The sequence below is a fragment of the Paenibacillus sp. J22P169 genome, assembly GCF_059691995.1.
Genome location: NZ_JCAUAO010000013.1, coordinates 68,619 through 92,531 on the forward strand (window position 1 = coordinate 68,619; position 23,913 = coordinate 92,531).

General features: G+C 46.6%; 24 protein-coding genes. 8 read left to right on the plus strand and 16 right to left on the minus strand.

Annotation, left to right across the window (positions count from 1 at the left end; all coding sequences use genetic code 11):
- Window positions 1-31 precede the first annotated feature (31 nt).
- The 8 genes from folE to AC58QG_RS32915 all read right to left on the minus strand — a co-directional run bounded on the left by folE (window position 32) and on the right by AC58QG_RS32915 (window position 5,524).
- Window positions 32-619: a GTP cyclohydrolase I FolE gene (gene folE / locus AC58QG_RS32880; protein ID WP_497366235.1), complete on the minus strand. Its 588-nt coding sequence runs from the start codon at window positions 617-619 to the stop codon at window positions 32-34.
- A gap of 25 nt (window positions 620-644) precedes the next feature.
- Window positions 645-866, minus strand: coding sequence for a YneF family protein (locus tag AC58QG_RS32885; protein ID WP_497366236.1), 222 nt, complete (start codon window positions 864-866; stop codon window positions 645-647).
- 77 nt (window positions 867-943) lie between these two features.
- On the minus strand, window positions 944-1,975 hold the full coding sequence (locus AC58QG_RS32890; protein ID WP_497366237.1) for an HD-GYP domain-containing protein: 1,032 nt from the start codon (window positions 1,973-1,975) through the stop codon (window positions 944-946).
- Between the two features lie 34 nt (window positions 1,976-2,009).
- On the minus strand, window positions 2,010-2,546 hold the full coding sequence (locus tag AC58QG_RS32895; protein WP_497366238.1) for a methylated-DNA--[protein]-cysteine S-methyltransferase: 537 nt from the start codon (window positions 2,544-2,546) through the stop codon (window positions 2,010-2,012).
- A gap of 1 nt (window position 2,547) precedes the next feature.
- The gene (queG, locus tag AC58QG_RS32900) at window positions 2,548-3,741 is read right to left on the minus strand and encodes a tRNA epoxyqueuosine(34) reductase QueG (RefSeq protein WP_497366239.1); all 1,194 of its coding nucleotides are present in this window, start codon (window positions 3,739-3,741) and stop codon (window positions 2,548-2,550) included.
- A gap of 31 nt (window positions 3,742-3,772) precedes the next feature.
- Window positions 3,773-4,372 carry a signal peptidase I gene (gene lepB / locus AC58QG_RS32905; RefSeq protein WP_497366240.1) on the minus strand — a complete coding sequence of 200 codons (600 nt, stop codon included), beginning with the start codon at window positions 4,370-4,372 and terminating at the stop codon, window positions 3,773-3,775.
- Window positions 4,373-4,927 carry a DUF402 domain-containing protein gene (locus AC58QG_RS32910; RefSeq protein ID WP_497366241.1) on the minus strand — a complete coding sequence of 185 codons (555 nt, stop codon included), beginning with the start codon at window positions 4,925-4,927 and terminating at the stop codon, window positions 4,373-4,375.
- Between the two features lie 165 nt (window positions 4,928-5,092).
- Entirely contained in the window at window positions 5,093-5,524 is a 432-nt protein-coding gene (locus AC58QG_RS32915; RefSeq protein WP_310502161.1) for a GNAT family N-acetyltransferase, read from the minus strand.
- A gap of 302 nt (window positions 5,525-5,826) precedes the next feature.
- Here AC58QG_RS32915 and AC58QG_RS32920 point away from each other — a divergent pair, with 302 nt between their 5' ends.
- The 5 genes from AC58QG_RS32920 (at window position 5,827) to AC58QG_RS32940 (ending at window position 10,627) form a co-directional block, all read left to right on the plus strand.
- Window positions 5,827-7,398, plus strand: coding sequence for a spore germination protein (locus tag AC58QG_RS32920; RefSeq protein WP_497366242.1), 1,572 nt, complete (start codon window positions 5,827-5,829; stop codon window positions 7,396-7,398).
- Window positions 7,395-8,495, plus strand: a complete 1,101-nt coding sequence (locus AC58QG_RS32925; RefSeq protein ID WP_497366243.1) for a GerAB/ArcD/ProY family transporter — start codon at window positions 7,395-7,397, stop codon at window positions 8,493-8,495. Before AC58QG_RS32920 ends, AC58QG_RS32925 begins: the two co-directional genes overlap by 4 nt.
- Window positions 8,492-9,619, plus strand: a complete 1,128-nt coding sequence (locus tag AC58QG_RS32930; RefSeq protein ID WP_497366244.1) for a Ger(x)C family spore germination protein — start codon at window positions 8,492-8,494, stop codon at window positions 9,617-9,619. The genes AC58QG_RS32925 and AC58QG_RS32930 overlap by 4 nt, the downstream gene beginning before the upstream one ends.
- Window positions 9,620-9,689: 70 nt before the next feature.
- Window positions 9,690-9,908: a mother cell protein YfhS gene (gene yfhS, locus AC58QG_RS32935; RefSeq protein ID WP_497366245.1), complete on the plus strand. Its 219-nt coding sequence runs from the start codon at window positions 9,690-9,692 to the stop codon at window positions 9,906-9,908.
- 107 nt (window positions 9,909-10,015) lie between these two features.
- Entirely contained in the window at window positions 10,016-10,627 is a 612-nt protein-coding gene (locus tag AC58QG_RS32940) for a superoxide dismutase (RefSeq protein ID WP_497366246.1), read from the plus strand.
- Between the two features lie 69 nt (window positions 10,628-10,696).
- Here the strand turns inward: AC58QG_RS32940 and AC58QG_RS32945 are convergent, their stop codons facing one another.
- The gene (locus tag AC58QG_RS32945; protein WP_497366247.1) at window positions 10,697-11,044 is read right to left on the minus strand and encodes a DUF805 domain-containing protein; all 348 of its coding nucleotides are present in this window, start codon (window positions 11,042-11,044) and stop codon (window positions 10,697-10,699) included.
- Window positions 11,045-11,243: 199 nt separating this feature from the next.
- Between AC58QG_RS32945 and AC58QG_RS32950 the strand changes: the two genes are divergently transcribed.
- Window positions 11,244-11,924: a Crp/Fnr family transcriptional regulator gene (locus AC58QG_RS32950; protein ID WP_497366248.1), complete on the plus strand. Its 681-nt coding sequence runs from the start codon at window positions 11,244-11,246 to the stop codon at window positions 11,922-11,924.
- Window positions 11,925-11,957: 33 nt separating this feature from the next.
- Here AC58QG_RS32950 and mutY read toward each other — a convergent pair whose 3' ends face one another.
- Window positions 11,958-13,082 (minus strand): A/G-specific adenine glycosylase, encoded by a 1,125-nt coding sequence (gene mutY / locus AC58QG_RS32955; protein ID WP_497366249.1) that lies wholly within the window; start codon window positions 13,080-13,082, stop codon window positions 11,958-11,960.
- 99 nt (window positions 13,083-13,181) lie between these two features.
- On the opposite strand from mutY, the gene AC58QG_RS32960 reads away from it, so the two are divergent.
- Window positions 13,182-13,781, plus strand: a complete 600-nt coding sequence (locus tag AC58QG_RS32960) for a hypothetical protein (protein ID WP_497366250.1) — start codon at window positions 13,182-13,184, stop codon at window positions 13,779-13,781.
- A gap of 372 nt (window positions 13,782-14,153) precedes the next feature.
- Here the strand turns inward: AC58QG_RS32960 and acpS are convergent, their stop codons facing one another.
- Window positions 14,154-14,540: a holo-ACP synthase gene (gene acpS, locus AC58QG_RS32965; RefSeq protein WP_497366251.1), complete on the minus strand. Its 387-nt coding sequence runs from the start codon at window positions 14,538-14,540 to the stop codon at window positions 14,154-14,156.
- Between the two features lie 200 nt (window positions 14,541-14,740).
- On the opposite strand from acpS, the gene AC58QG_RS32970 reads away from it, so the two are divergent.
- The gene (locus AC58QG_RS32970) at window positions 14,741-15,718 is read left to right on the plus strand and encodes an aldo/keto reductase (RefSeq protein ID WP_497366252.1); all 978 of its coding nucleotides are present in this window, start codon (window positions 14,741-14,743) and stop codon (window positions 15,716-15,718) included.
- 71 nt (window positions 15,719-15,789) lie between these two features.
- Here AC58QG_RS32970 and AC58QG_RS32975 read toward each other — a convergent pair whose 3' ends face one another.
- The 5 genes from AC58QG_RS32975 to AC58QG_RS32995 form a co-directional block, all read right to left on the minus strand.
- Window positions 15,790-17,352 carry a response regulator transcription factor gene (locus tag AC58QG_RS32975; protein WP_497366253.1) on the minus strand — a complete coding sequence of 521 codons (1,563 nt, stop codon included), beginning with the start codon at window positions 17,350-17,352 and terminating at the stop codon, window positions 15,790-15,792.
- Window positions 17,330-19,243: a sensor histidine kinase gene (locus tag AC58QG_RS32980; RefSeq protein ID WP_497366254.1), complete on the minus strand. Its 1,914-nt coding sequence runs from the start codon at window positions 19,241-19,243 to the stop codon at window positions 17,330-17,332. The genes AC58QG_RS32975 and AC58QG_RS32980 overlap by 23 nt, the downstream gene beginning before the upstream one ends.
- Before the next feature lie 129 nt (window positions 19,244-19,372).
- Window positions 19,373-21,076, minus strand: a complete 1,704-nt coding sequence (locus AC58QG_RS32985; protein WP_497366255.1) for a type 2 periplasmic-binding domain-containing protein — start codon at window positions 21,074-21,076, stop codon at window positions 19,373-19,375.
- Between the two features lie 90 nt (window positions 21,077-21,166).
- Window positions 21,167-22,054 (minus strand): carbohydrate ABC transporter permease, encoded by an 888-nt coding sequence (locus AC58QG_RS32990; RefSeq protein ID WP_497366256.1) that lies wholly within the window; start codon window positions 22,052-22,054, stop codon window positions 21,167-21,169.
- Between the two features lie 36 nt (window positions 22,055-22,090).
- Window positions 22,091-23,059 (minus strand): ABC transporter permease, encoded by a 969-nt coding sequence (locus AC58QG_RS32995; RefSeq protein ID WP_497366321.1) that lies wholly within the window; start codon window positions 23,057-23,059, stop codon window positions 22,091-22,093.
- Window positions 23,060-23,913: the final 854 nt, after the last annotated feature.

Sequence of the window (23,913 nt, forward strand, 5' to 3'; positions counted from 1 at the left end):
TTGTCTTCGTGCACATTCCCCGGTACTTATATTATTTTAATAAAGATAGAAATTCCGAGCGCAGCGTTGCGTCCTTACGGAAAGAGCCGCGTACTGCGGAGGTTACGGTTTGACTGCCGTATTTCTTCACGCCCCTTGCACACATGCACATATGCTCGCCTTCAACGACAACCATGACGCCATGTGGCTTAAGCACATCGAATAGGATGTCAGCAATTTCAGAGGTAATGCGTTCTTGTACCTGCAGCTTTCTTGTAACCACATCAACCAAACGAGCAAATTTGCTGAGACCAGCCACTTTACCACTTGGTAAGTAACCTACATGGACTTTGCCAAAGAAAGGCGCCATATGGTGCTCACACTGGCTGTAGTAGATGATATCTTTGATGATAACCAGCTCTTCATGCTGCTCATCGAATGTAACGCCCAGTACTTCCCGAGGATCTGCTGCATACCCTGCGAATATTTCTTCATACATGCGTGTTACACGTGCTGGTGTATCCAATAGACCTTCACGATCTACATCTTCACCAATCAATCGCAAAATCTCACGGACATGCTTTTCGATCTGCTCACGATTTTCCGCGACTAATTCATTTTTATATTCGATGGATGCCATCTTCTCTACCACTCCACCCTAATTCTTATTTCCGTTTTTGATTAAAGTTCTGGTTTTTCATCATTTGTTGTGCTTTATTCAATTGTTGTTTATTCATGTTGTAGCCCATTTGCTTCGCCATTTTGGCCAGCATCTCAGGATTGTTCTGCATGGACTCCAGCTGTCTCTTTAGATAGAATACACCAATAAAGAATCCGCCAACCAAACCAACGATCAATGTGAGAATGGGAATGATATAACTCCACATAACCTATGCCCCCTGCTGTACTTTTTTAGAATAGAATGCTTGTTCTATCATATCATTACTGTTCCACGGTTTACAAATCAAAGTACCTGCTCGATGAATACAGTCGTTTCCTTCGCAAGGTCAACTTCTTTGATGTCCAGCACTTTGTCTGTCGCATCCTGCTTCACGATCCGAATAATCGGCCGCGTCGGAAGTCCTCTGTGCTGACCGACCACAACGCCTGTCTCCCGATTCGTCAGCCGAACCGACGTACCGGTGGGATAGATCGAGACAATTTTCAGAAATTGTATCAATACATCACGATCCAGCTTCGTCCCCGCGAGCGCCAGCATATATTCACAGGCTTCATGCGGCAGCTTGCGGCGTCCCTCAGACATATCAAAGAGCAAATTGTCGTACATATTGGCAACGGCTGTTATTTTGGCATAGAGATGAATATCCTCACTCATGAGTCCTCTAGGAACACCTTCTCCATTCAACGCCTCATGATGCTGAAAAGCTACATGCGCTATAAGCAGACTGAACTCACGCTTACTCTTCAAAAGCTCAAACCCACGCCACGTATGATGCCGACGCGGATCCGAGGAATCATCGTCCGTTAACAACTCCACTTTTCCTATATCGTGCAGAAGTGCGCCCATGGCCAACTCTTTCAACTGGGTCGCATTCATCCCCATATTCATCCCAATCAGCACGGACATCATACACACGTTCATGGCATGGATATACATCTGATTGTCCTGTGACCGAATATCATTCAACTGTACAAGGACATCACGGTTCTTCATGATCTCATCCAGCAGTGTATTGATGGACATGCTAACGCTGCGCGAATTAAACTCTTTCCCCGACTGAATGGACGCGAACGTCTGACCCATTTGCGTCATGACAAGCCGCTTCGTCTCTTCCGAAAGTATCTCCGGAATTTCCACATCCGCCAGGTTCGGGTCCTTGATATAAATCATCGTCACGCCAATTCGATTCAGCGTATTTATCATAAATACAGTTAATTGCACATTCTCCGATAGCAAAATAGCCCCATTACTGGCGTAAATCGTACGTCCCAGATATTGACCAGGCTCCACAGAATCCAAATGTACATATTTCATAGGATTCACTCCACATGTTGTAGTTGTTGAACGTCTAAGATAGCAATGTTCGTTGTTCCAAATCTAATAAGTGCACTTTGGTCGGAAGGCCTCCGCCATAGCCCACAAGATCGCCGCTTGCTCCAATAATGCGATGACATGGGATGATCACTGGAATGGGATTTTGATTATTCGCGCCCCCTACAGCTCTTACAGCTTTAGGCGAACCTATAGCTTCTGCAATGTGCTTATACGACGCTGTATCTCCATAAGGAACGGTTCGCAGAGCTTGCCATACACGCTTTTGGAAGTCCGTTCCCTGCAGATCTAGTTCTCCTTCAAAGCACTCTCGTTCTCTGCCAAAATACTGCGTAAGCTGCTCCGCGATGGATGCCAATTGCTCGGCATTCTCTCTAAATTCATATTGTCCATACCAACGACTAGCCCATTGCTCACGTTGCGCTCGGTTCTTCTCATAACTACCGAACTCCACCTTGCACAGCCCTTGTGGAGATGCCACGAGAACAAGAGGACCGATGGGAGAATCGATCTCGGTATAAGCAAGCAAGACTGCTGCCTGAGGTTGTTTCATCTTATTCCTCCTGTACGGCCACCACTTCGCTGTTCTGTGCAGCAGCGATGGCCTTCTCTAGGTCCTTCTGCACCTGCGGCTCTTGCTCTGACGCAGCAGCTTTGCCTAACGCGGCGACAGCTTCCTCACCGCCGATTCGCCCTAAGGCCCACGCTGCGGTAGCCCGGATTTCCGGGCGAGGATCGCTCAGCAGCAGATCACGAAGGACCGGCACCGCGGTGCGGTCCTTGAAATTGCCGAGCGCGATGATCGCATTGCGCTGGATCGGTTTTTTGCCGCGCCACGATGCCGCGATGCGCCCGTACTGCTCTTTGAAATCCTTGTTCGACATCGTGAGCAAGGGAATGAGCAGCGGCTTGACCTTCTCCGGGTCAGGCGTAAGCTCGGGATGATGCGTCCAGTTCATCCCCTTGTTCTTCGGACAGACGACCTGGCACGTATCACAGCCGTAGAGTCGGTTACCGATTTTGCGTTTGTATTCATCATCCACATACCCTTTGGTCTGAGTGATGAAAGAGATGCAGCGACTCGAATTGAGCTGCCCCGGGCCGACTAGCGCCCCTGTAGGACAAGCATCGATACAAATTGTACAGTCTCCGCATTGGTCCATGATAGATATATCGGATTCGAACGGGATGTTCGTGATCATTTCGCCCAAATACACCCACGACCCCCATTCGGGGGTGATGACGGCGCAGTTTTTGCCGCTCCAGCCGATACCGGCACGTTCGGCAACGGCGCGGTCGACCAGAGCACCGGTGTCGACCATGCTCTGCAATCTCGCCCCCGGCACGCGCTGGGCGATGAACGCCTCTAGCTTCGCGAGCCTGTCGCGAAGTACATCGTGGTAGTCGCTCCCCCACGAGGAGCGCGAGATCATGCCCCGATAAGCCCCAGGCTCGGATCGGGGAGGGTTCGGCAGTTTCGACGGGTACGCGACCGCGATGGAAATGATCGACCGCGGCGCGTCGAAGCTCAGCTCGGGGTGTACCCGCTTCTCGATATCCGGCTCCTCGAAGCCGGATTCGAAGCCCTTCTCCCTGTGGCGGAGAAGGATGTCCTTCAATGCGTGGAACGGCTCCGCGGAGGTGAAGCCGATCTTATCTATGCCAAGAGAGGGCGCGGCTTCCACGATCTCTTGTTGCAGCTTACGCCAATCTCTACTTTCTGTAATGGAAACCGCCAACCCGCTCACCTCGCTCTCTTCATCTCATTTAACTATGTACTTACAGCTTCCCAGCCATATCGAGCGGCCAAAGAACAAACTCTGCCCGACCTTGGACAAGACTGGTCGGTATCACTCCGAACATCCGGCTGTCTGCACTCGCAGATCGATGGCGATTGTCGCCCATGACGAAGATTTGTCCCTGTCCGACCGCTGTCGGTCCGAAGTCACCATCCTCGATAGGCGTATCCGTATACGACTCCGTCACCTTGTCACCGTTCACGTATAAAGCCCCTGCCCGGCCCTGCACCTCATCGCCTGCGATCGCAATGACCCTTTTGACCAACAACGGGTGCTGAGGCAGCGCTAACTTCTCTGGCTCCTCGAGAATAACGATGTCTCCTCGCTTCGGTGCCTTCAAATACGTAATGGCCTTATTCACAAATAGCCACTCACCTTCCCGTAGTGTCGGGTCCATGGAATGACCGCGAACCGTCGAAAGGTTGAAGCCGAATTGATGAATAAGGATAACAACAAGAAGAGCTACGAGAATGGATTTTGTCCAATCCCACAGCTCATGCGTAAAGCTTTTCACTTCTTGAACATGCCCTTGCGCAGCAACTACCTTATTGGAATTTTCTCGTCCTACGAAGAAGCTCATTCAACCGCCTCCACCCTTATACTTTTCCCATTGCTCGTAATAATAGATCACTAAGTCATCTTGGAAAGGGGGCTTGTCCCCATTCACTAACGCCAGCAGCGCTGCAAGCCCCTCCTTCACCTTCGTCTCGACAAGGGACGAATAATGATAGCCGAGCTTATGACGCTCGTATTCATCTTGATCCACAATATGTACAGTCCGATCTGGCAACCGAATAACATCCAAGTCATAATCGATGTACGTTAATATTTGCTGATTCACATACAAAGGAGAGGCCACATTACAGTAATAGCGAACCCCTGTCTCCTCAATGAGTGCAACGATGTTAAACCACATTTTCGGAATGAAAAAAGAAACCCCTGGAATGCGACTGACCCACTCCTTGCCATCCGCTTCTTGAATCTTAGTCTGGCTATTGATGAACACTAGCATGCCCTGTTTCTGATGCTCTTCATGGAGCATATCTGGAGGAACCCGCCAATTCGTCAACCACATGCGATGAAGATGCCCGTCGTGTTTGAAGCTTTTTATCACATACGGCGTGAAATTATCCATGTTCAAAGCTCCTCTGTAAATTGCTGCCGAAACGTCACCCTATGATACGAATCCTATTATTTCTATATTTTAAGAAAAGCATATCTGACCCCCAATTGCAATGGCGGCACAGATATGCTTCCTATAAGCCAAACCTATTTATTTCCTATTGTGCCCAGCGAAAGACTAGACACTTACTTTCTTCACAATGCTCAGCCGATGAGCAGCTCTGGAAAAGTCATCTGCGCTGTAACCAGCGGACTCATACACAGGCAACACCATTTCATTGTGTACATCCACTGTTACCATAATTTTCTTAACATTCCGCCCGAGAAACCGCTGCTTCATTGCCTCGATCAAAGCTTTGCCAATACCCTTACGTTGATATGCTGTTGCGACTGCGATCCTATAGTAGTAGCCATTGTTGTTATCAATCGTGCCGATAATCATGCCTACGACTTGCTCTTCTTCTTGAGCGATTAAAACGAGCTCCGTGTCCCACGATAGCTGACGAGCGAAGGCTTCAATCGTCTCCTCATAGCAGGTTTCTGACAGAACGTCTTCTAGAAGCTCTTTAACCGAAGAGGTATCACCAAGTTGAAATGAACGAACATGCATACGGTTCTCTCCCAATTCCATATTAATTTGTAGAGATTAATTTTCTGGTAAAGAAGTAAATACGACAAAAAAACACGAAATCCTGCTGAAAATGTGGTGAAATTCACAAAAAACTTTGTTTTTTTCGATATTTCTCTTGAAAGCGCTTAAATGCAAGCGTTTTCAACAAAATGCGCTCCGTTATAGCTGATTATTCTAGTTCTTTCTACCTCCTTGCGATTCGTTATGCTCTAGCCTTTAAGACGCATAAAATGAAACGTCCCAAGGAACAATGAAAGACAGAACAGTGAAATTGAGAATTTATGGGATGGTTGAATATGGAATTGATCCGCCGTTTATTTAAAGCAGCTTCTCGGATGATCGAAGAGAACCCGGAACAGCAACCGAACACGCCATTACCTGAAATCGTCGAAATTACGCCTAACCTAGCGGAAAATATAGCTCAGCTCGAAACATTTTTCAGCGACACACCTGATCTAATCATTCGTACGTTCACTTATAAACAATCCGGTGCTCCTGCTGCTCTGGCTTATCTCGAGGGACTGGTGGACAAAAATTCCATCAATAATAACGTTTTGCATCAACTCATGTTTCACACCACAGGCGAAGACAACGATGAGTTGCCCGTCGCGTTAGGAGAACTCCAGCATCTCATTGCTTGGGATGCGGTTGAAACTGCTATTTTACATGGCTACAGCCTGCTTTTCATTGATGGCCAAGCCCATGCGTATTCCTTAGAAACACAAGGCTGGCCGCAACGCGCGATCTCCGATTCACAAATTGAAGCCTCGTTGAAGGGCGCGCATCAAGGCTTTATTGAAACAGGTAGTCAAAATATTGCCTTAATTCGTCGCTACATTTCCAGCCGGGAGCTCAAGATTAAAGAACTTCTTGTCGGAAACAGAACCAAAAGCAAAGTATCCATCCTGTATTTAGAGGATATAGCACTTCCTGAAATTCGCCATGAATTAGAGCGTCGCATCTCAGGCTTGCAGGTAGACTGCATTTTAAATACAGGCGAGCTTGCGGAGTTAATTGAAGATGACCCCTTTTCCTTATTTCCGCAAATGATTACTACCGAACGCCCGGACACTGCCGCATCTCAGCTGCTGCAAGGGAGATACTGTGTCGTCGTGGATCGATCCTCCAGTGTATTGATTGCGCCGGTTGGACTAGCAGCCTTTTTCCAAGGCATTGATGATTACAGTACGCGTTGGCCCGTCGCTACATTTTTTCGACTGCTTCGTTTCTTCGCTTGTATCATCGCAGCGTTTCTACCTGCTTTCTACATTGCCTGTATTTCATTTAACCATGAACTCATTCCCTTGGATTTGATTTTATCGATTGGCGAGTTTCGATCCGCTGTCCCCTTTCCTCCTTTTATAGAGGCGCTCATCATGGAGATTATGCTCGAAATGCTGAGGGAGGCCGGTGTTCGTCTGCCTGCACCAGTTGGTCAAACCGTGGGGATTGTAGGCGGAATTGTCATTGGACAAGCAGCGGTTCAAGCGGGCATTGTGAGCAACCTTATGGTCGTAGTCGTCGCCTCCACGGCGGTTGCCTCCTTCATCCTCCCCAATTATGACATGGCTGCTTCCGTTCGTTTAATTCGCTTTCCGATGATGACGATTGCATCCATGTACGGCATCATTGGGATCATGGCGGGTGCCATGGTCGTCCTAGCTCATCTCATTAGCTTAAAATCACTCGGAGAACCGTATAGTTCTCCCATTGCACCGTTACGCATGGCGGACTGGAAGGATGTCTTCATCCGCCTGCCACTCAGAAATATGGTGTATCGACCAAAAAGTGTTCGTTCACTTCAAAAACGCCGATATGGCGAGACGAAACAGAAAGGAGACAATTCATCATGAGGCCCGACAAGAGCAATCAAATTACACTGTTTCAGTATATTTTGCTAATTCACAGTGTCCAGCTAGGCGTCGGCCTAATTCCTCTACCTGGCGACCTTGCGAAAGGCTGCGGTACGGACGGATGGATTGTCTTAATCATCGGATGGCTCGCTTCGATAACCAGCAGCCTGTTTATCATTCAAATCATGAAAAGGCACCCCAATGGCACGATCATTGACTTATTAAGCCACTACTTTGGTAAGTGGGCTGGAATAATCGGCATGGTTGTGTTTTCCTTCTACTTCCTTATTTTCATTTATTTAATCTACAATCGGATGGCCCTTCTCATTCAGAATTGGATTATGCAGCAGACCAGTCCCTCCGTCCTCATGCTGCTTTTCCTGCTTCCCGCCTATATGATTACCAAGGGAGGCTTTCGTATCATTGGTCGCTATTCTGAAATTATCCTATTCCTTTCCGTTGGACTCATTGTGTCTGGTTTATATTTGTTTAAACAGGCGCAATGGATTCATCTGCTCCCCATTCTGAAACATGGCTGGATGCCGATACTACAGACTGTTAAATCTACCATTTTAGCGTTTACTGGGTTTGAGATTGCCTTCTTTCTATACCCTTATTTAGAAAAAAAAAATTCTGCCTCCACCGGTATCATTATCGCGAACTCTATCACTTTCTTCGTGTACATGTTGTTTACCATTCTTGCTTTTATCAACTTCAGTCCGGATGAAATTACGCAATACCATAATACGCTCATTTCTTTATTTAAAATTATTGAGTTTCGCTTTCTAGAACGACTTGATATTTTTATTCTCTCCATCTACTTACTTATTGTCGTGAGAACATGGCTTCCCATGTTGTACGCGACGGTCATTTGCACCCAGCAGCTTGGTATTAAGGGGCAGCCTCGCCTGCACATCCTCCTCCTGCTTTCCGCTATGGTTGGTGTAACATGGTTTTGGAAACCCAGCTGGAATGACAGTATGCAATTAAGCAACTTTATTCAAAATATCGGCATCGGCATTGCTTTTGTCTTACCGCCGCTCCTATGGGTCATTCTAGTAGGTATGGGCCGAATTTCACGGAGGGTCTCCTCATGAGGCCGATGCGTACAAGCCTTATTTTATTCCCCCTATTCGCGCTGATCATTGCCATGTCTAGTTGTAAAGATCAGTTGCCCTTAGAAAATATCACACTTGCGCTTATGGTGGGTATTGACTTAGATAAAGATAATAACCTCGTTATCTATGCATCAAGTCCCGTCTTTAACAAAGAAGCTAAGGAAAAAAATGAGGTAACCGAGGTGACAGCGATTACCTTAAAGGATGCAAGGAATGAATTTGAAGGACGTGTGTCGGCACTTATTAGTGCAGGCAAAATTCAAAACGTGCTGATCGGAAAACGCGTCTTAGCCCATGAGGATTGGTTTAAGCTGATGGATGTGTTTTATCGTGATCCAAAGACATCCGAAACGGCCAGAGTCATCGCTGTTGAAGGGTCTGTCGAGGAAATTATTCGCTTTGCACCTCTAGATAAACGAAGATTATCCATGCATATTGCCAAGCTAGTGGATACCGCTCATATGCGCAGTTTAGTACAAATCACAACCGTATTCGACCTTCATAGGCAAATGTTTGAAAAAGGGATCACGCCTTACTTAACCAGCATGCTCAAAGATGAGAAGGATGTCATAGCAAAAGGTACACTGCTTTTGAATAAAAATGGAAAGTATGCTTACACGATTGACCACGCTGAAAATCAACTTCTACAAATGCTGCAAAAAGTTAAGCACGGCTCTCTTACTCTAACCGTCGTGATCCCGAAGGAGAAAGGCGATTCCTTTTTTGATACAGGAGGCATTAGCTTCTACGCCTTGCAACTAAAAAGGGACATTAAAGTCACATTTGAACAGAATAAGTTTCATTTTGATATCCAGCTCTCGATGCCCATTCAGCTGACCGAAAAATATTTTACCATTGATGTGAGACATGAAGCGGCTAGGCTCGAATCGGAGATCAATCAGCAGCTGGAAGCGAAGATGAATGCACTGGTTAAAAATATTCAAAAGCATGAAATTGATCCCATTGGTCTTGGCCTTTATGCGCGCGGTTATCAATTTAAGGCTTGGGAAAACGTACAGGATGAGTGGGGTCACGCGTTCTCAGAAGCCGAAGTTCGTATTCATGTGAAGACGAAAATAAAGAATATGGGTGAAACCATATGAAGCATGAATGAGATGCATGGAAAAAAACCATCTTATAGGAGGATATCCCTAAAAGGAAGAGGTGAAATCAATGTCAGATAACGAACTAGATCATGAACTTACTGCGCACGAGTACCCCCGGGAAATTCCGGATTTCCAGTTCATGAGCACCAAAAAACCTGAAGAATGGACGGAAATTGAGCTTCTTCAGCTCCACCGGACCATGAGCGACTTATCTCCTTATCTTCATGAGCAAGATACAGCCATGCATAATCAGATCACACGGGAAATGGAGCGGCGCGGCATTTGAGTGCCTACCTAGAAACTGCCGACTTAGTAAACACATATGTTGCTTTATTAGCTGTGTTCCTTCATAATGAAGTTGAAACTACATAATTTTTAGGAGGTATTTATTCAATGGCACATCAACTACCAGCTCTTCCGTACGCAAACGACGCTCTTGAGCCGCACATCGATGCAAAAACAATGGAAATCCATCACGATCGTCACCATAACGCATATGTAACGAATCTAAATGCAGCTTTGGACAAACACCCAGCTCTGCATGACAAATCCCTTAATGACCTGATCGCTGACCTAAACAGCCTTCCTGAAGATATCCGTACAGCAGTTCGTAACAATGGTGGTGGACACGCTAACCACTCCCTATTCTGGGAAACAATCGGACCAGAAGCTGGCGGCGCACCTACAGGCGCACTAGCAGCTGCAATTGACAGCGAGCTTGGTGGCTTTGATAAATTCAAAGCAGACTTCGCTGCTGCAGCAACTACACGTTTTGGCTCTGGCTGGGCTTTCCTAGCTGTTGACAAAGCTGGTAAATTGAAAGTGTACAGCTTGCCGAACCAAGACAGCCCGATCATGGAAGGCGAAACGCCAGTTCTTGGTCTTGATGTTTGGGAGCATGCTTACTACCTGAACTACCAAAACAAACGCCCTGACTACATCGCAGCTTTCTGGAACGTTGTTAACTGGAACGAAGTTAGCAAACGTTACGACGCAGCGAAGTAATATTGGTATTGAAAAAGCGACCCTAAGGGGTCGCTTTTTTGCGTTCTATGGGCCTTATCCTTAGAGCGCTTATTCCCTTTTAGGGTTGGGTCCGTATTGATTATCGTTGTAGTCGCTATCCTGACAGAAGAATACAATCAAAATAATGGGACCAATCAGGGGAATTAAGCTAAGCAGCAACCACCACCCGCTTTTACCCGTGTCATGCAGTCTACGAAAGGCTACGGCTAGAGAAGGTAACAGAACTGCTAAAGAATAAAGACCTGACAAGAGCTTATCTATTCCGATAATAGACTCGACGATAGCAATACCAATAGAAATGATAATATTGAACAGCACGAACATCCAATATTCCTTCCGTCTTGCTCTGCCTGAAAACCCTACATAATTCGTTAGCACCTTTAAATACCATTCCATCTGCAACGACTCCTTCTTTTGTAGTCACCGAACAGTGTCCTTGGATATTTAACATTCTCCCATTCATATTCCAGTTTGAAGAATCTCATACATCTTTTCCATCGCAGCTAGGTTCCTTTCGCTTTTCTCTTTACGCCAATAAAACGAAGTTGTACGATAATGGTAAATAAATCTACAACCGGAAAGAGATGACGAGCCCTTGACTATCGTACCGTTACTTCAACATGTCCCCTTGTTTCAAGAGCTTTCGGAAGAAGATCTGATCGGGATTGCCCCTTTATTTACGGAAAAGAAAGCAAAGAAGGAAACCATCCTTTTTCAGGAAGGCGAAATTGGTGAGGAGTTATTCCTCATACAGTCTGGTGTTGTGAAAATATATCGATTGGACGAAGCGAAAGAGGTCACACTGGCCTTGTTTCGTGATGGGGATTTTTTCGGAGAGATGTCCCTGCTTAGCAGTGGGATGACTCGTTCAGCAACAGCTGAAACGATGGCTTCATGCACCCTCTATGTGCTCAACCGCACAGATTTCACTACATTCATGGAAAAGAGCCCTAGGCTATGCCTAAAGCTCCTGGAAACGACGATGCAACGGTTGCGCCATGCCAATGATCAAATCTATGATTTGACGTTCCTTGGGGTTCGCTCGCGTATTATTAAAACAATCCTTCGATTGTCCGAGCAGCACGGAATCTCTACACCTGACGGTCTTCTAATTGATGTTAAGCTGACTCATCAGCAACTCGCCAACTTAGTTGGCACAGTAAGGGAATCCGTCACAAAGATATTGCAAGAATTGCTGGATGATGGGCTCATACAGATTGATAAGAAATTAATAACGTTAAGAAATATCGAGGCCATTCAGGCCGAAATTCGGTAATCATTGAAATACTACTACGACACGTACTAATATCTACTCTTCAATACGCTCCTGCCATTCCTTCATAATCCGCACAAAAACGTTAGGAAAGGCATAGTTCTGGAGATCCTCGGGGCCTACCCAACGATAATGGAACGGGATCCATTCCTCCCCCGTGCTTGGCCGACTGGCGTCACCAAGCTTAGCGCGGTATACCTTCATTTTCCACACTATATGGCTAAAAATATGCTCGGTATCCATGAACCACTCATCGGGCTTAATCCCGATTTGCTCCTGCTCGGCAAGGGCTTGGCGAAGTGTTGCCTGGTTGTCCTCGTCAGACTGCCATGCAGCAGTCGCCCACTCGACATGCGGTAACTCCCACATGCGGGCAAGCAAGCCCTCTTGCGGGCGCTGTCTGATCAACCATTTGCCTGCATGCTCACTTGTACCTTCAATGAAAGCCACTGCCCGCAGCTCTGGACGAGGCGGTTTGGCTTTCTTCTTGATGGGCAGCGCCTCTTCCATGCCAGCCTCGCGCGCCGAACAGTGCGCCATTACGGGGCACGTTAAGCAGTGCGGTGACCTCGGCGTACACACCATAGCTCCTAGCTCCATGAGCGCCTGGTTAAAATCACTTGCTGTGCCTTCCAAAATCAGCTCACGTGCTAACTTCTCCATAATCGTCCGCGTCGATGGCTTCATAATATCTTCTTCGATGAGGAAATAACGCGAGAGTACGCGCATGACATTCCCATCGACCGCAGGCTCTGGCTTGTTGTAGGCGATGCTCAGGATCGCCCCCGACGTATAGGGACCGACGCCTTTGAGCGCGGAGATCTCCTCTTTATTTTGCGGGACAATGCCCTCGTATCGTTCGTGCACTTCTCTGACTGCGGATTGAAGGTTCCTAGCACGTGAGTAATAGCCGAGTCCTTCCCACGCTTTAAGTACATTTTCTTCTGGTGCCGTTGCTAATGCCTCGACAGTTGGAAATTGATCAACAAACCGATGAAAATACGGAATCACTGTATCCACACGCGTTTGCTGCAGCATCACTTCGGAAATCCATATATAATAAGGGTTTTTACTTCTACGCCAAGGTAAATCACGTTTATGTGTTTGGTACCAATCCAAGAGATTCTTGGAAAAATACATCTTCTGTTCTTCGCTGTACATGAGCTCTCCTTCTCTATGGGGCACGTTCAAGTTATAATGGATGAATGGATATGGTACCATTATACGAGAAGTGCGGAACATAAAACTAGAGGTGAATGTATGCAAACGTCGAAGCAAGCTGAATTGACTCAAACAGGGCAACAACAATTAGAAAATAAAAGAAAAGATTGGCTGCGCGAAGCCCAAGGCTTCATTGCATTGCTTTTCATTTGGGGCGCAGAGTGGGTGTTTAGCTCAATCATCGATTTCGCCCTTTACTGGCGCGATTTGGATTGGCTAAAGCAAGCAGCTTTCGTCACGGCCGTGGTGGCTAGCTTGATCCAGATCTGGGGAATGCGGAAGCTGTTTAACACGGGGGATACAAGTACAACTAATAATACTGTGAAGAGTGGCTGGGGGCATCCGATTTTTCTAGTGCTGCCCGGAGCACTGCTCGTTGCTGCCGTTGCTTTCATGGAGGCGATAGGGGCGGTGAATCCGCTGTTTGCTCCTATTTTGCGGGCGTTTCTACTCGCGATCGGTTTCGTTCAGGTCGGGCTGCTGCTCGGCAGACCGCTTATTTATTTGGGGTTGTGGCTTTTTGCGCTGACCGCGGTGATGGGCGTGTGGTATTTGGGTTATTCGGGTATGATTCTCGAGGGAATGGGCGGCATCAGCCTGCTCGTGAGTGGGTATATGCTGCGGGTATGGGCACGGTAAGGAGCTAGTGGCAGTGGCTGGGATAGGGATAGTTGGCGAGGGGTGGGATAGTTCCAGTTCCAGTTCCCGTCAACCTCAACTCGGGCCCGGGCACCAGCTCCAGCTCTAGTCCACCCTACACGTGGCTACTCACCAGTGCCAGCTCCACGAACCCAAACTAACTGGAAAACCTCCAGTTAATTTTGAGCAAATTCATGGTTTTGAACGATTAGATGGATTTTCTGCATCTATTTTCGCCGAAAGTAGCTAGTTGGGCTCAATCGGCTGAAATTAACGGCAGAAAATCCATCTATTTGTTTTACACTTCAACATCCCATCAAATTAGATGCATAAAATCCAGTTATTTTGCCGCGCATATGTAGAAGTCTCTACTTACACCTGCTCCACTATGGCATAAGCCGCAGCCATAGAGCCTGTATGCGTAATGCTGATATGGATGCGGTGACTGCCTTGAAGTCCTGCGCGCAGCAGAGCCTCCTCTTTCACACAGCAGATGGGTTTACCAAGCGCATCCGGCAGCACTTCTACATCTTGAAAACCAATCTGCTTACCAATCCCGCAGCCAATAGCTTTCACGATCGCTTCCTTCGCAGCGAAACGCCCCGCAACGAACTCCGCGAGTCGTCCGCGGCGTTTCAACGCCAACTCCTGCTCTGCCGGTGTCAAAATCCGCTCCAGAAACCGATCGCCTGAAGATCCCTCTAGCATTTTGCCTATCCGCCCAATTTCTATTAAATCTGTTCCAACCCCAATGATCATCGCTCAACCGGCCTCATTTCTGCTATCAATAACGCTTTGCGTACAATTTAACCGATTCCTCGGCCAAGGTCAAGAGAATGGACGCTCACAAACTCCACAGCTTACGTAGAGGTAAGTAAGTAACTCTATTTTCAGCTCTTATGTCATTCTCCAGCAAGCGTTATACTAGGCTTAGAAATTATAGCTGGGAGGCCATCATAGTGAAAATCATGCCACTGGAAAGACGCGGGATTTCGAACAGCCGAATTGTATTCGGATGTATGGGATTAGGCGGAGATTGGGCCGGCAATCCATTAACCAAGGAAGATTACATCACCGCTGAAAAAGCTGTAGAAGCCGCATTATCAATCGGAATTACGATGTTCGATCACGCTGACATTTATAAAAGAGGGAATTCCGAGACCGTTTTCGGTCAGGTTCTCAAAAATAGACCTGATTTGCGCGACCAAATCATTTTGCAATCGAAATGCGGGATTCGCTTCCAAGATGATCAGCACCCACAGCGTTTTGATTTTAGCAAAAATCACATCCTAAGCTCCGTCGATGGCATTCTCGGTCGTCTAGGCGTTGAACACATCGATATCTTGCTGCTGCATCGCCCGGATCCGCTCATGGAGCCTGAAGAAATCGCGGAAGCTTTCAATACGCTGCGCTCAGCGGGTAAGGTTCGCCATTTCGGCGTGTCCAACATGACCTCCGCGCAAATGCGCTTCATTCAAAACTCACTTCCTGAGCCACTTGTCGTCAACCAATTGGAGATGAGCTTGGCGCGCGTGGACTGGATCGAGCAAGGTATTCTGGTGAATCAGAAGGTAGGAGCCAGCGTTAATTTCGCCGATGGCATCCTCGAGTATTGCCAAATGAATGACGTTCAAATTCAGGCATGGGGCCCACTCGCCAAAGGTAAGTTCTCTGGCAGCGATATTTCCGATGCGCCTGAGACCGTCAAGAAAACGGCCACGCTAGTTCAGAAGTTGGCCACTGAGAAAGAAACAACGCCAGAAGCTATCGTGCTTGGCTGGCTCATGAAGCATCCGGCGCGCATTCAGCCGGTCATCGGCACTTCCTCCGCCAAGCGTATTGTCGCTTGTGAAGATGCAGTTCGCATCGCGGACACCATGACGCGCGAAGAGTGGTACACGCTGCTCGAGAGTTCCCGCGGCGTGCGTATGCCGTAAGCCTGCGTGCCCACGCACAAAAGCCGTCCCGAAGTAGAAGATTCTACTAGGGGACGGCTTTTTGTCCTTATTCAGCTTATCACTTCTCGCAGATCCCGATATTCCTGGGGGGTAACCCCCTCCATCTCTTTGAACACACGGCTGAAATGCTTCACATTCTCGAAGCCTGCCCGCTCGCTGATCTCGTATACCTTAAAGTCTGTCGTGGCGAGCAGCTCGCGTGCCCGCTCTATGCGCAGTCTTTTCAAATAATGAACGAAGCTTTCACCAGTGTATTCTTTGAAGGCCTGACTGAAATAGGAGTAATTGAAAGAAACATGATTCGAAACCATGGCCATATTCAAATCTTTATCAAAGTTCTCCTGTATGTATTGTGTAGCTTTCTTCATTTCTCTGTGATCGATGTGGAACGTCTTCATCGTGCGCACATACGCATTGAGTCGATCCAACAGACCCTCGACACTATGAAAATAATCGGAGAAATAATAAAAATTCGAGATATCCCCGACCTTTTTGAACAGCCGAAGGATCTCTACAGACTCCCCACCATACACATGAAATACCTTATCAAAAACAAGCTCGTTCAAGGCCTTGCTCACAGCCTCTACATAGGCGATATCGAATCGAGCTACGATTTTCATGTCTAGTATTTCCAGCAGCAACGCAGACATCTCTTTATTCCGATCCGTTCCGAGCATATTGGCGATTCTTTGTATCGTAGCAACAGGCACAGTGAAATCCTTATTGTTATGACAAATCGTTTCATAACTAACACTGCCTGGCCCCGACTGCAAGAACGTATACTTCAGCGCCTCTAGAGCCTCCGTATACGCAGGCTGCAATCGCTCAGCTCCACGTGTGTACTCACTTAAACCCATGCTGTACATGAAATATCCCGCTCCAGTGATCCGCTCCGTCAAATATGGAAATAAATCTCCTTGCTCTGCAATTATCACTAACTGATTTTCTTTATCTAGCACGATCGCATGCCGATCACGGCAGTGGTCTGGCACATGGGCAAGCTCATCTTGGATACGAGCGAGGAATTCGGAGTGCTTCATCCCCGTTATCGTTCCCCGATAGTGAAGCACGCCGACTTGAAACCCCGCCTCCACCCATGCCATATCAATCTGCAGCAGCTTGCTCTGCATGGTTTCCCCGTCCATATGGGAATGCCTCAGCAGATAACTTAACTGACTCTCCTTGAAAGCTTCCCGCTGCTGGAAGGAGCTGCTCAGTTGCTCGGATATTTGCTCTTTCAGCTTCAGATCATTTTCCAAACGAACTAGCGTGCTGGACAGCTCATCCCGAATAATGGGCTTCAAGAGATATTCCTTCACCTCACAGCGGATCGCTTCCTTCGCATACGGGAAGTCATCGTGCCCGCTTAGAATGATAACCGCAGGCTTCTGAATCATTTCCTGAATACGATTAATCAGCGTAATCCCATCCATTACTGGCATACGAATATCCGTAATGACAATGTCTATAGCGGCACTCTGCAACAGTTGCAGTGCTTCTTCGCCGTCCCCAGCAAACTCGAACGTATACGCTTCCGGAAATTCGCGTGCAATCATGGCTTTCAAGCCGAGTCGGATATTTTTCTCATCGTCAACGATAAGTATGCTTCTCATCCGTAGACATTCCTCCAGATAATATCAAATAAGGCAGCTTCATGAATACTTTGGTATACGTCCCCTCCGCACTCTCTACCCAAATCCCATACTCATTCCCGTAGTACATTTTGATTCGCTGCGTCACATTGCGCATACCGATGCCGTTGCCTTCCTGCTCACGCTCAGTCCTATTCCCATATTTGTTATGAAAATAAGCGTCCTCCATATGAATCTTCTCATGAAGCTCCTCTAACTGATGCGTTGACATGCCTGCGCCGTTATCCCCAACCTCGATGAGCATGCCATCCGCACTCTGGCTCGCACGAATCCAGATCGTGACACCCTCTCGTCTAGCCCGCTCGATATTCATGCCGTGCTTCACCGCATTCTCCACAAGGGGCTGAAGCGACATTTTCAACACTTCCTGCTCTAGATAGCTGCTAGGGATATCTAGTTTCAGCTCTAATTTATCATCATATCGAATGTTCATAATCGCTATATAGTTCTGGATATGCTGGATTTCATTCCGCAGCTGGACCTGATCGCTGGACCACTTCAGACTGTAGCGCATCATGGCGCCAAGCGAAGTCAACGCATTAGAAATCGTATACTGCGCTTCGACTTCGGCCATCATTTTCAAATTTTCCAAGGTGTTGTATAGAAAATGGGCATCGATCTGATTCTTCAGTGAGCTCAGCTCCGCCTCTTTCGTCGCCGCTTGTTTGTTCACAGCCTCCACGATGAGCTCATTCATTTTCTTCATCATTTGCCGGAAATGATGGGCAAGCTCGCCCACTTCCCCGCCAGCGTCCATATCAATCTGGACATTGAGATCGCCTCTGCGCACCTTTTTCATCGAATCTCGTAAGATATGCAATTTTTTCAAGATTAACCCTTGCAGGAAATACGTAATCGCCGACAATAGCGCAATTAACACAACAGCAGCAGCGATAAATATATTGCGGGTATGATGGATTTGCGTCACGGGTTCTTTTAGAGACACCACATTCAGCAAGTGAGCATCCAGGTTATCGATGACCGTCGACAAGATCAGGTACGGTGTATCCCCGATGGTAACCGTGAAATTAGCCCCTTCCGGATGCGGGTTGTCATTCCACGCTTGGCGCAGCTGCTCCATGTTCATGCCTTTAAAAAACACATCGCCATTACCCGTGAACATCCCACCATGTCGATCGACGACGAGCATATGCGACTGACCATCCTGAATGGGACTGAACAGCTTCTGAAAAAACTTCTCCATCAACATATCGACCTCAAGAATGGCAACGCGTGTGTCCTTCGGATAATAAATTTCTTTTAACAAGGATACATACGTCCAGCTAGCTTCATTATCCGTGTTGTACCGATTCATAATATCTTTTTCATTCTGCAAAATTTCCCACCGAGCCTCGCCCTTCCGCGCAAGGACATCCTTATACCAGGATCGATCCGCAATTCGGCTCTCTTTTAGAAAAATGGGCCAAATCTCTTCCGTATTCGGATTATCTGTAAACAAGCGCACATTGGCAATATTCGGGTTGTTAAACAGGAGACGCTGCAAATTAGAAAACGTATTCATATTAAAATCTACAAGCTCCGAGACTTCAAGCTCATGAGCATTATGCAAATATTGGATGACCTCTCTGTCCGTTATTGAAAACTGAGCAGCGCGTCCCATCGCTTCAATATTGTTGAGAATACTGGCTTTCTCGCTTTCTAACGCGTATTGATTATTGTTCACGGTGTCTTGAATCGTATTTTGGTAAAATTCATTAAATAAATACCAAGAAATCAATATGATGGGAATCAAAATAATGATGATATAGGCACAGATTAGTTTCGTTTGAATCGATATACGGTTCGTCATCTGCGTAATCCGCATTCTCCCTTTGCCCAGCATGGATCCCATTGTCTCATATCCCGTCTTTCTATTCGGTAGTTCTCTTATTTTAAACTAAAATACACAGCATGCGGGAACTATTTGCAGCGAAAAACCCGAAAACCCGATAGATTCGGGCTCTCAGGTCATCTTATAGATTTACTTCGCGGATTGGGCAATTTTCTTCGTATTCGATTCAAATTCTTTCTGTTGGTAGGCCTGCACCTTATCCAAACCAGCTGCTTTCCGATCCTTTTGGTATTTATCGAGCAACTGATCGAATTCGGCATCCGTTTTGGCTAATAGCAGCTTCGGAAGTGTTTTGCCCCATGCCTGGGCGATTTTCGTATTTGCAATTCCCTCTTCCGATGTCCCTGTTGGCACAATGTTATCGTACTGCGAGAAGCTCTTCGACTTGCCTTTCGTCCACTCTTCAGGTTGCTTAATTGGTTCCACGCTAGGTGGCGCCCATTGCAAGTTCATGTTCGTATCCATTAGCATCCAGAAGGTGTAGGACGAGCCATATTTTTTATCAAAAGCAGCTCGGTCTTTATTCATCAGATCCAGCACTTCCGGCTTAAATTGATCCTTGCCATTGATGGTGTCATAGCTAACACCTTTCTCACCAAGGTACAGATCTTTATTGCCTTCTTCACTAATGAGGTAACTCAAGAATTTAATCGCTCTTGCTTTGTCTTTCACGTCTTTGGAAATCAAGGTTACTGTCCAACCTGAGATACCAGGACCTGCTAAGGTTGGCGGGCTTTTTGCAGCATTTGCTGGACCGTCTACTGCGATGTAAACTTTGTTTGGATCTTTTTGGTACAGGGAGATATTTTGATTCGCCAAATCAGAACGTTGATACAACATGGCAAAATAACGGCCTTGAGCAATCTTTTCCTCCATTTGAGGGCGCTTATCGATAAAAATATCCTTGGCCAGCAAGCCCATTTCATTGGCTTTACGGAACGTTTTGAGCCAGCTCACAAACTCTGGATCTGAGGAACGATCATAGAGCTTATTATCTTTTTCGTACGGAATCGCTAAGAAATTCTGCAACATGGAACCATTTTGACCAGCATCAAGAAGTGAACTATTTCCTAAGTCTCCGAACTCATGCAAACCAAGCGGAATCAGCGGCTGACCGTTCACATCAGGGAACTTCTCTTTCGCTGCTTTGAGCGCGTTCAAGAACCCCTCTTGTGTTCTCATATCCGGTTTTCCGATCGCCTCATACATATCTTTGCGAACTAGGAACGTTTGATTGGATACGAAGTTTTGCCCGTACTTCTTATAGTCCTCAGAGGAGGAGGAAGCGTTCGGATAGCCGTAGAAATTGCCATCTTTCTGTGTGTACCACGATGTCTTAGCCGGATCAGCTACCTTGATAAAATAAGGATCATACTGTTTGGCAAGCTCATTCAGCGGAAGCACCATATTGCCTTCGATCATTTTCTTGACAGCATCTTCATACCAGCCCAGCGTGATAAAGTCAGGCAGCTTCCCGGAGGCAATCATCGTATTCAGCTTCTCGTTCTCATTGCCAGCGGGAACAATAAAGTTGATATTCACACCGGTTTTCTTGGTTATGTACTGCGAAGTGGCATCAACGCCCCATTTATTAGGAAACCAAGAGAAGTTAAGGTACCAATCGAATGTAATCGGCTTCGTATCGGATTTCCATCCCGGTTCATTCGCATTAGCCACAGGCGCAGCGGATTGTGCTGCAGCGGTTTCTGCTGGCTTTGTCGCCTCAGGGCTTGCGGTACTGGTGTTGCTCTCTTTATCCGTGGTACAGGCGGTTATTGAAAAAGCTGTAAATAAAGCAAGCAAAGTTGTTAACGTTTTGCGTGGTTTCCTCATTGGCGTTTCCCCTTTTCAAATTCATTGTCATATGTGCAATCTCTGTCTAGAACAGAGCTGACCACCAGGATCACGTAAAGATTAACATGATTATCCTTTAATGGAGCCAATCATAAAACCTTTTACAAAATACTTCTGTAAGAAAGGATATACCAACACAATCGGCAATGTGGTCACAACCATCGTTGCTAGCTTAATCGACTGTGACGATACCGTCTTCGCCACACTTCCCGTCGTTGCAGCCATCATTTGATTAGAGCTGGACTGCGCAACAACACGGTAGAGATACGTCTGAATCGGTTGAAGCTCGCTTTTGTTAATATAGATCATTCCGGTAAAGTAATCATTCCATTGATAGACCCCATGAAAGAGGGCAATCGTAGCCACGACGGGCATGGAAACCGGCAGGATGATTTGATAAAAGATTTTGAAATCATTCGCGCCGTCAATTTTGGCGGCTTCCTCCAACGCGTCCGGAATTTCTCGGAAGAAGGATAAGAAAATAATGAGATCAAAAAAGCTGAACATCGCAGGAATGATATACACTAGGAAGCTATCGAGCATCCCTAAATCTCGGATTAACAAGTAATACGGAATTAAGCCTCCGCTGAAAAATAGGGTTACCGTACCGATCAGCATGTAGACGTTGCGGCCGATTAACTCCTTGCGGGAAAATGCGTAGGCAACCATCGCTGTGAAAAGCACGTGAACTACTGTACCTATCAGTGTTTTCGCTACAGTTACTCCCATTGCAAGCATGATGCCATTATTCGCAAAAACAGCTTTATAGCTGTCGATGCTGAACACCCGTGGCCACCAGTAGATTCCCCCTCGCATGGCGTCATTCCCTTCATTGAAGGAATTGACCAGCACATACCAGATCGGATAGATGGTTACGAAGCAAATGACTAGCATGAATATAAAATTGAAATGATCGAATGCAGCCTCTTTGTAGGTTCTGCGATTCAGGGAAAGCATCGTTGGCTCACCTCCTAGCATTGAAGCATTCTGATTTTAAAATAACGATGTGTTGTTGAGCCGCTTGGTGATGAAATTCGCTGAAAGCAGCAGGATGAGTGAAATGAGCGACTTAATTAAGCCGACTGCCGTTGCATAGGAAAAACGGCTTTGACGAAGACCTACCTCATACACATACACATCGATTACGTTGCTGGCACTTGCGTTTAGTTGGTTTTTGAGTACGAGAATTTGGTCAAAGTTGGAGTTCAGAATACCGCTCACGGAAAGAATGAACAGGATCGTAATCGTTCCTTTAATCGAAGGAAGGGTTACATAGAACATTTTCTGAAAGCGTCCTGCCCCATCAATCGTAGCCGCCTCGTACATATCCGGAGATACGCCGGACATCGCTGCGAGATAGATAATCGCCGACCAGCCAAGCTCCTTCCAGATATCGGAGGTGATGATAATACTCCAGAAATACGACGGCTCTGCCAAGTAACTGATGGGCTCTTGGATGATATGTAGTGCTAAGAGAACCTTATTGATAAGCCCAACGTCTGCTAACCAAGTGGCGAGAATACCACCGAGAATGACCCAGGATAAGAAGTGGGGTAAATAAGATATCGTCTGGACCAGCTTCTTAAAACGGATAGAACGGAGTTCATTCAGAAATAACGCAAACACGATCGGAAGCGGAAAACCAATAATGAGTTTGAGAACACTCATACCGACAGTATTTTTAATAACGCTGGCCAAATTGTCATCTTCCAGAAATGCCTTGAAGTGCTCAAGCCCCGCCCAGGGAGCTGCTGATATGGGTTTAATAATATTGAAATCCTTGAAAGCGATGATGATCCCGTACATGGGTACATAGTGAAAAATGATCATCCACGCGACGCCCAGCAGCGCCATTACCTGCAAATATCGCTGTGCGTATACGATGCGGAGCAGCCTTGACGCTGATTTGCGGAATGGGACTGACTTGTGATTCGGAGTGGCGATTTCCGTCTCCGTCTTCATTTCTGGCTGCACCTCCTGTGTCTTCTTCCTTGTAAGCACTTTCACTTTACTCATTATAGGTCTTCTATTCGGACGATGTAAGGCTTCAAATTTCAGCTATGGTTACTATTTTTTGGATTAACGGTGAGGGCGCGGGTGAAAAAATGAGCGGGCCGGCAAGGATGCACAGGATGCGGACTTAGAACGTGACAAGCAATGTGGGAACACGGGATGTGGACTCGCGATGCGGACACTGGGTATCGCCGGTCGAGCGGTGGATACGATCCCGGCGATCCAACGGCGGGCACGCGATCCCGGCGATCCGACGTTGTTAGTGGAGTTTGGAGGGGGAAATACTCTTCATAATTTTCATTAACTGGAAAATATACAGCTATTTATGCGAATTTCACTCTAAAATTCGATTTAACGGGAAAATATGTAGGTAAAACTGTATCTTTTGCTCATATCGAGTAAAATAGTCAAAATTAACGGTAGGTTATCCATCTATTCTGCGTTTGATAGGAAAACCTCAAAATTTAGCTGTAGAAAATCCAGCTATTCACCGGGAACACGGAAAATTTCACGAAACTTCCATCCGACTTACTCACCTTTCTGACTCTGCAATCCATTCAATATAACTGTACATTTTACATCTATTTGAAAGCTAGCTACTCAACTGAACACTCCCCTACTCCTACTCCTACTTCTACTTCTACGTCTACTTCTACTTCTACTTCTATACTTCTTACCTATTACTACTACTGCTACCTCTACTCCTACTCCTACTTCTACTCGACTCCCCCAGCTCAATTCGCAACCAACATGTCACACATCATCAGCCCTAGTGAATAAAAAGTCGTCTTCGCTTACCCCAA

Excerpts from the sequence above, each read along its gene's own strand:
- folE (WP_497366235.1), bottom strand. The coding sequence starts at position 619 with ATGGCATCCATCGAATATAAAAATGAATTAGTCGCGGAAAATCGTGAG.
- AC58QG_RS32885 (WP_497366236.1), bottom strand. The coding sequence starts at position 866 with ATGTGGAGTTATATCATTCCCATTCTCACATTGATCGTTGGTTTGGTT.
- AC58QG_RS32890 (WP_497366237.1), bottom strand. The coding sequence starts at position 1,975 with ATGAAATATGTACATTTGGATTCTGTGGAGCCTGGTCAATATCTGGGA.
- AC58QG_RS32895 (WP_497366238.1), bottom strand. The coding sequence starts at position 2,546 with ATGAAACAACCTCAGGCAGCAGTCTTGCTTGCTTATACCGAGATCGAT.
- lepB (WP_497366240.1), bottom strand. The coding sequence starts at position 4,372 with ATGAGCTTCTTCGTAGGACGAGAAAATTCCAATAAGGTAGTTGCTGCG.
- AC58QG_RS32910 (WP_497366241.1), bottom strand. The coding sequence starts at position 4,927 with ATGGATAATTTCACGCCGTATGTGATAAAAAGCTTCAAACACGACGGG.
- AC58QG_RS32915 (WP_310502161.1), bottom strand. The coding sequence starts at position 5,524 with ATGCATGTTCGTTCATTTCAACTTGGTGATACCTCTTCGGTTAAAGAG.
- AC58QG_RS32920 (WP_497366242.1), top strand. The coding sequence starts at position 5,827 with ATGGGATGGTTGAATATGGAATTGATCCGCCGTTTATTTAAAGCAGCT.
- AC58QG_RS32925 (WP_497366243.1), top strand. The coding sequence starts at position 7,395 with ATGAGGCCCGACAAGAGCAATCAAATTACACTGTTTCAGTATATTTTG.
- AC58QG_RS32930 (WP_497366244.1), top strand. The coding sequence starts at position 8,492 with ATGAGGCCGATGCGTACAAGCCTTATTTTATTCCCCCTATTCGCGCTG.
- yfhS (WP_497366245.1), top strand. The coding sequence starts at position 9,690 with ATGTCAGATAACGAACTAGATCATGAACTTACTGCGCACGAGTACCCC.
- AC58QG_RS32940 (WP_497366246.1), top strand. The coding sequence starts at position 10,016 with ATGGCACATCAACTACCAGCTCTTCCGTACGCAAACGACGCTCTTGAG.
- AC58QG_RS32945 (WP_497366247.1), bottom strand. The coding sequence starts at position 11,044 with ATGGAATGGTATTTAAAGGTGCTAACGAATTATGTAGGGTTTTCAGGC.
- mutY (WP_497366249.1), bottom strand. The coding sequence starts at position 13,082 with ATGTACAGCGAAGAACAGAAGATGTATTTTTCCAAGAATCTCTTGGAT.
- AC58QG_RS32960 (WP_497366250.1), top strand. The coding sequence starts at position 13,182 with ATGCAAACGTCGAAGCAAGCTGAATTGACTCAAACAGGGCAACAACAA.
- acpS (WP_497366251.1), bottom strand. The coding sequence starts at position 14,540 with ATGATCATTGGGGTTGGAACAGATTTAATAGAAATTGGGCGGATAGGC.
- AC58QG_RS32975 (WP_497366253.1), bottom strand. The coding sequence starts at position 17,352 with ATGAGAAGCATACTTATCGTTGACGATGAGAAAAATATCCGACTCGGC.
- AC58QG_RS32980 (WP_497366254.1), bottom strand. The coding sequence starts at position 19,243 with ATGGGATCCATGCTGGGCAAAGGGAGAATGCGGATTACGCAGATGACG.
- AC58QG_RS32985 (WP_497366255.1), bottom strand. The coding sequence starts at position 21,076 with ATGAGGAAACCACGCAAAACGTTAACAACTTTGCTTGCTTTATTTACA.
- AC58QG_RS32990 (WP_497366256.1), bottom strand. The coding sequence starts at position 22,054 with ATGCTTTCCCTGAATCGCAGAACCTACAAAGAGGCTGCATTCGATCAT.
- AC58QG_RS32995 (WP_497366321.1), bottom strand. The coding sequence starts at position 23,059 with ATGAAGACGGAGACGGAAATCGCCACTCCGAATCACAAGTCAGTCCCA.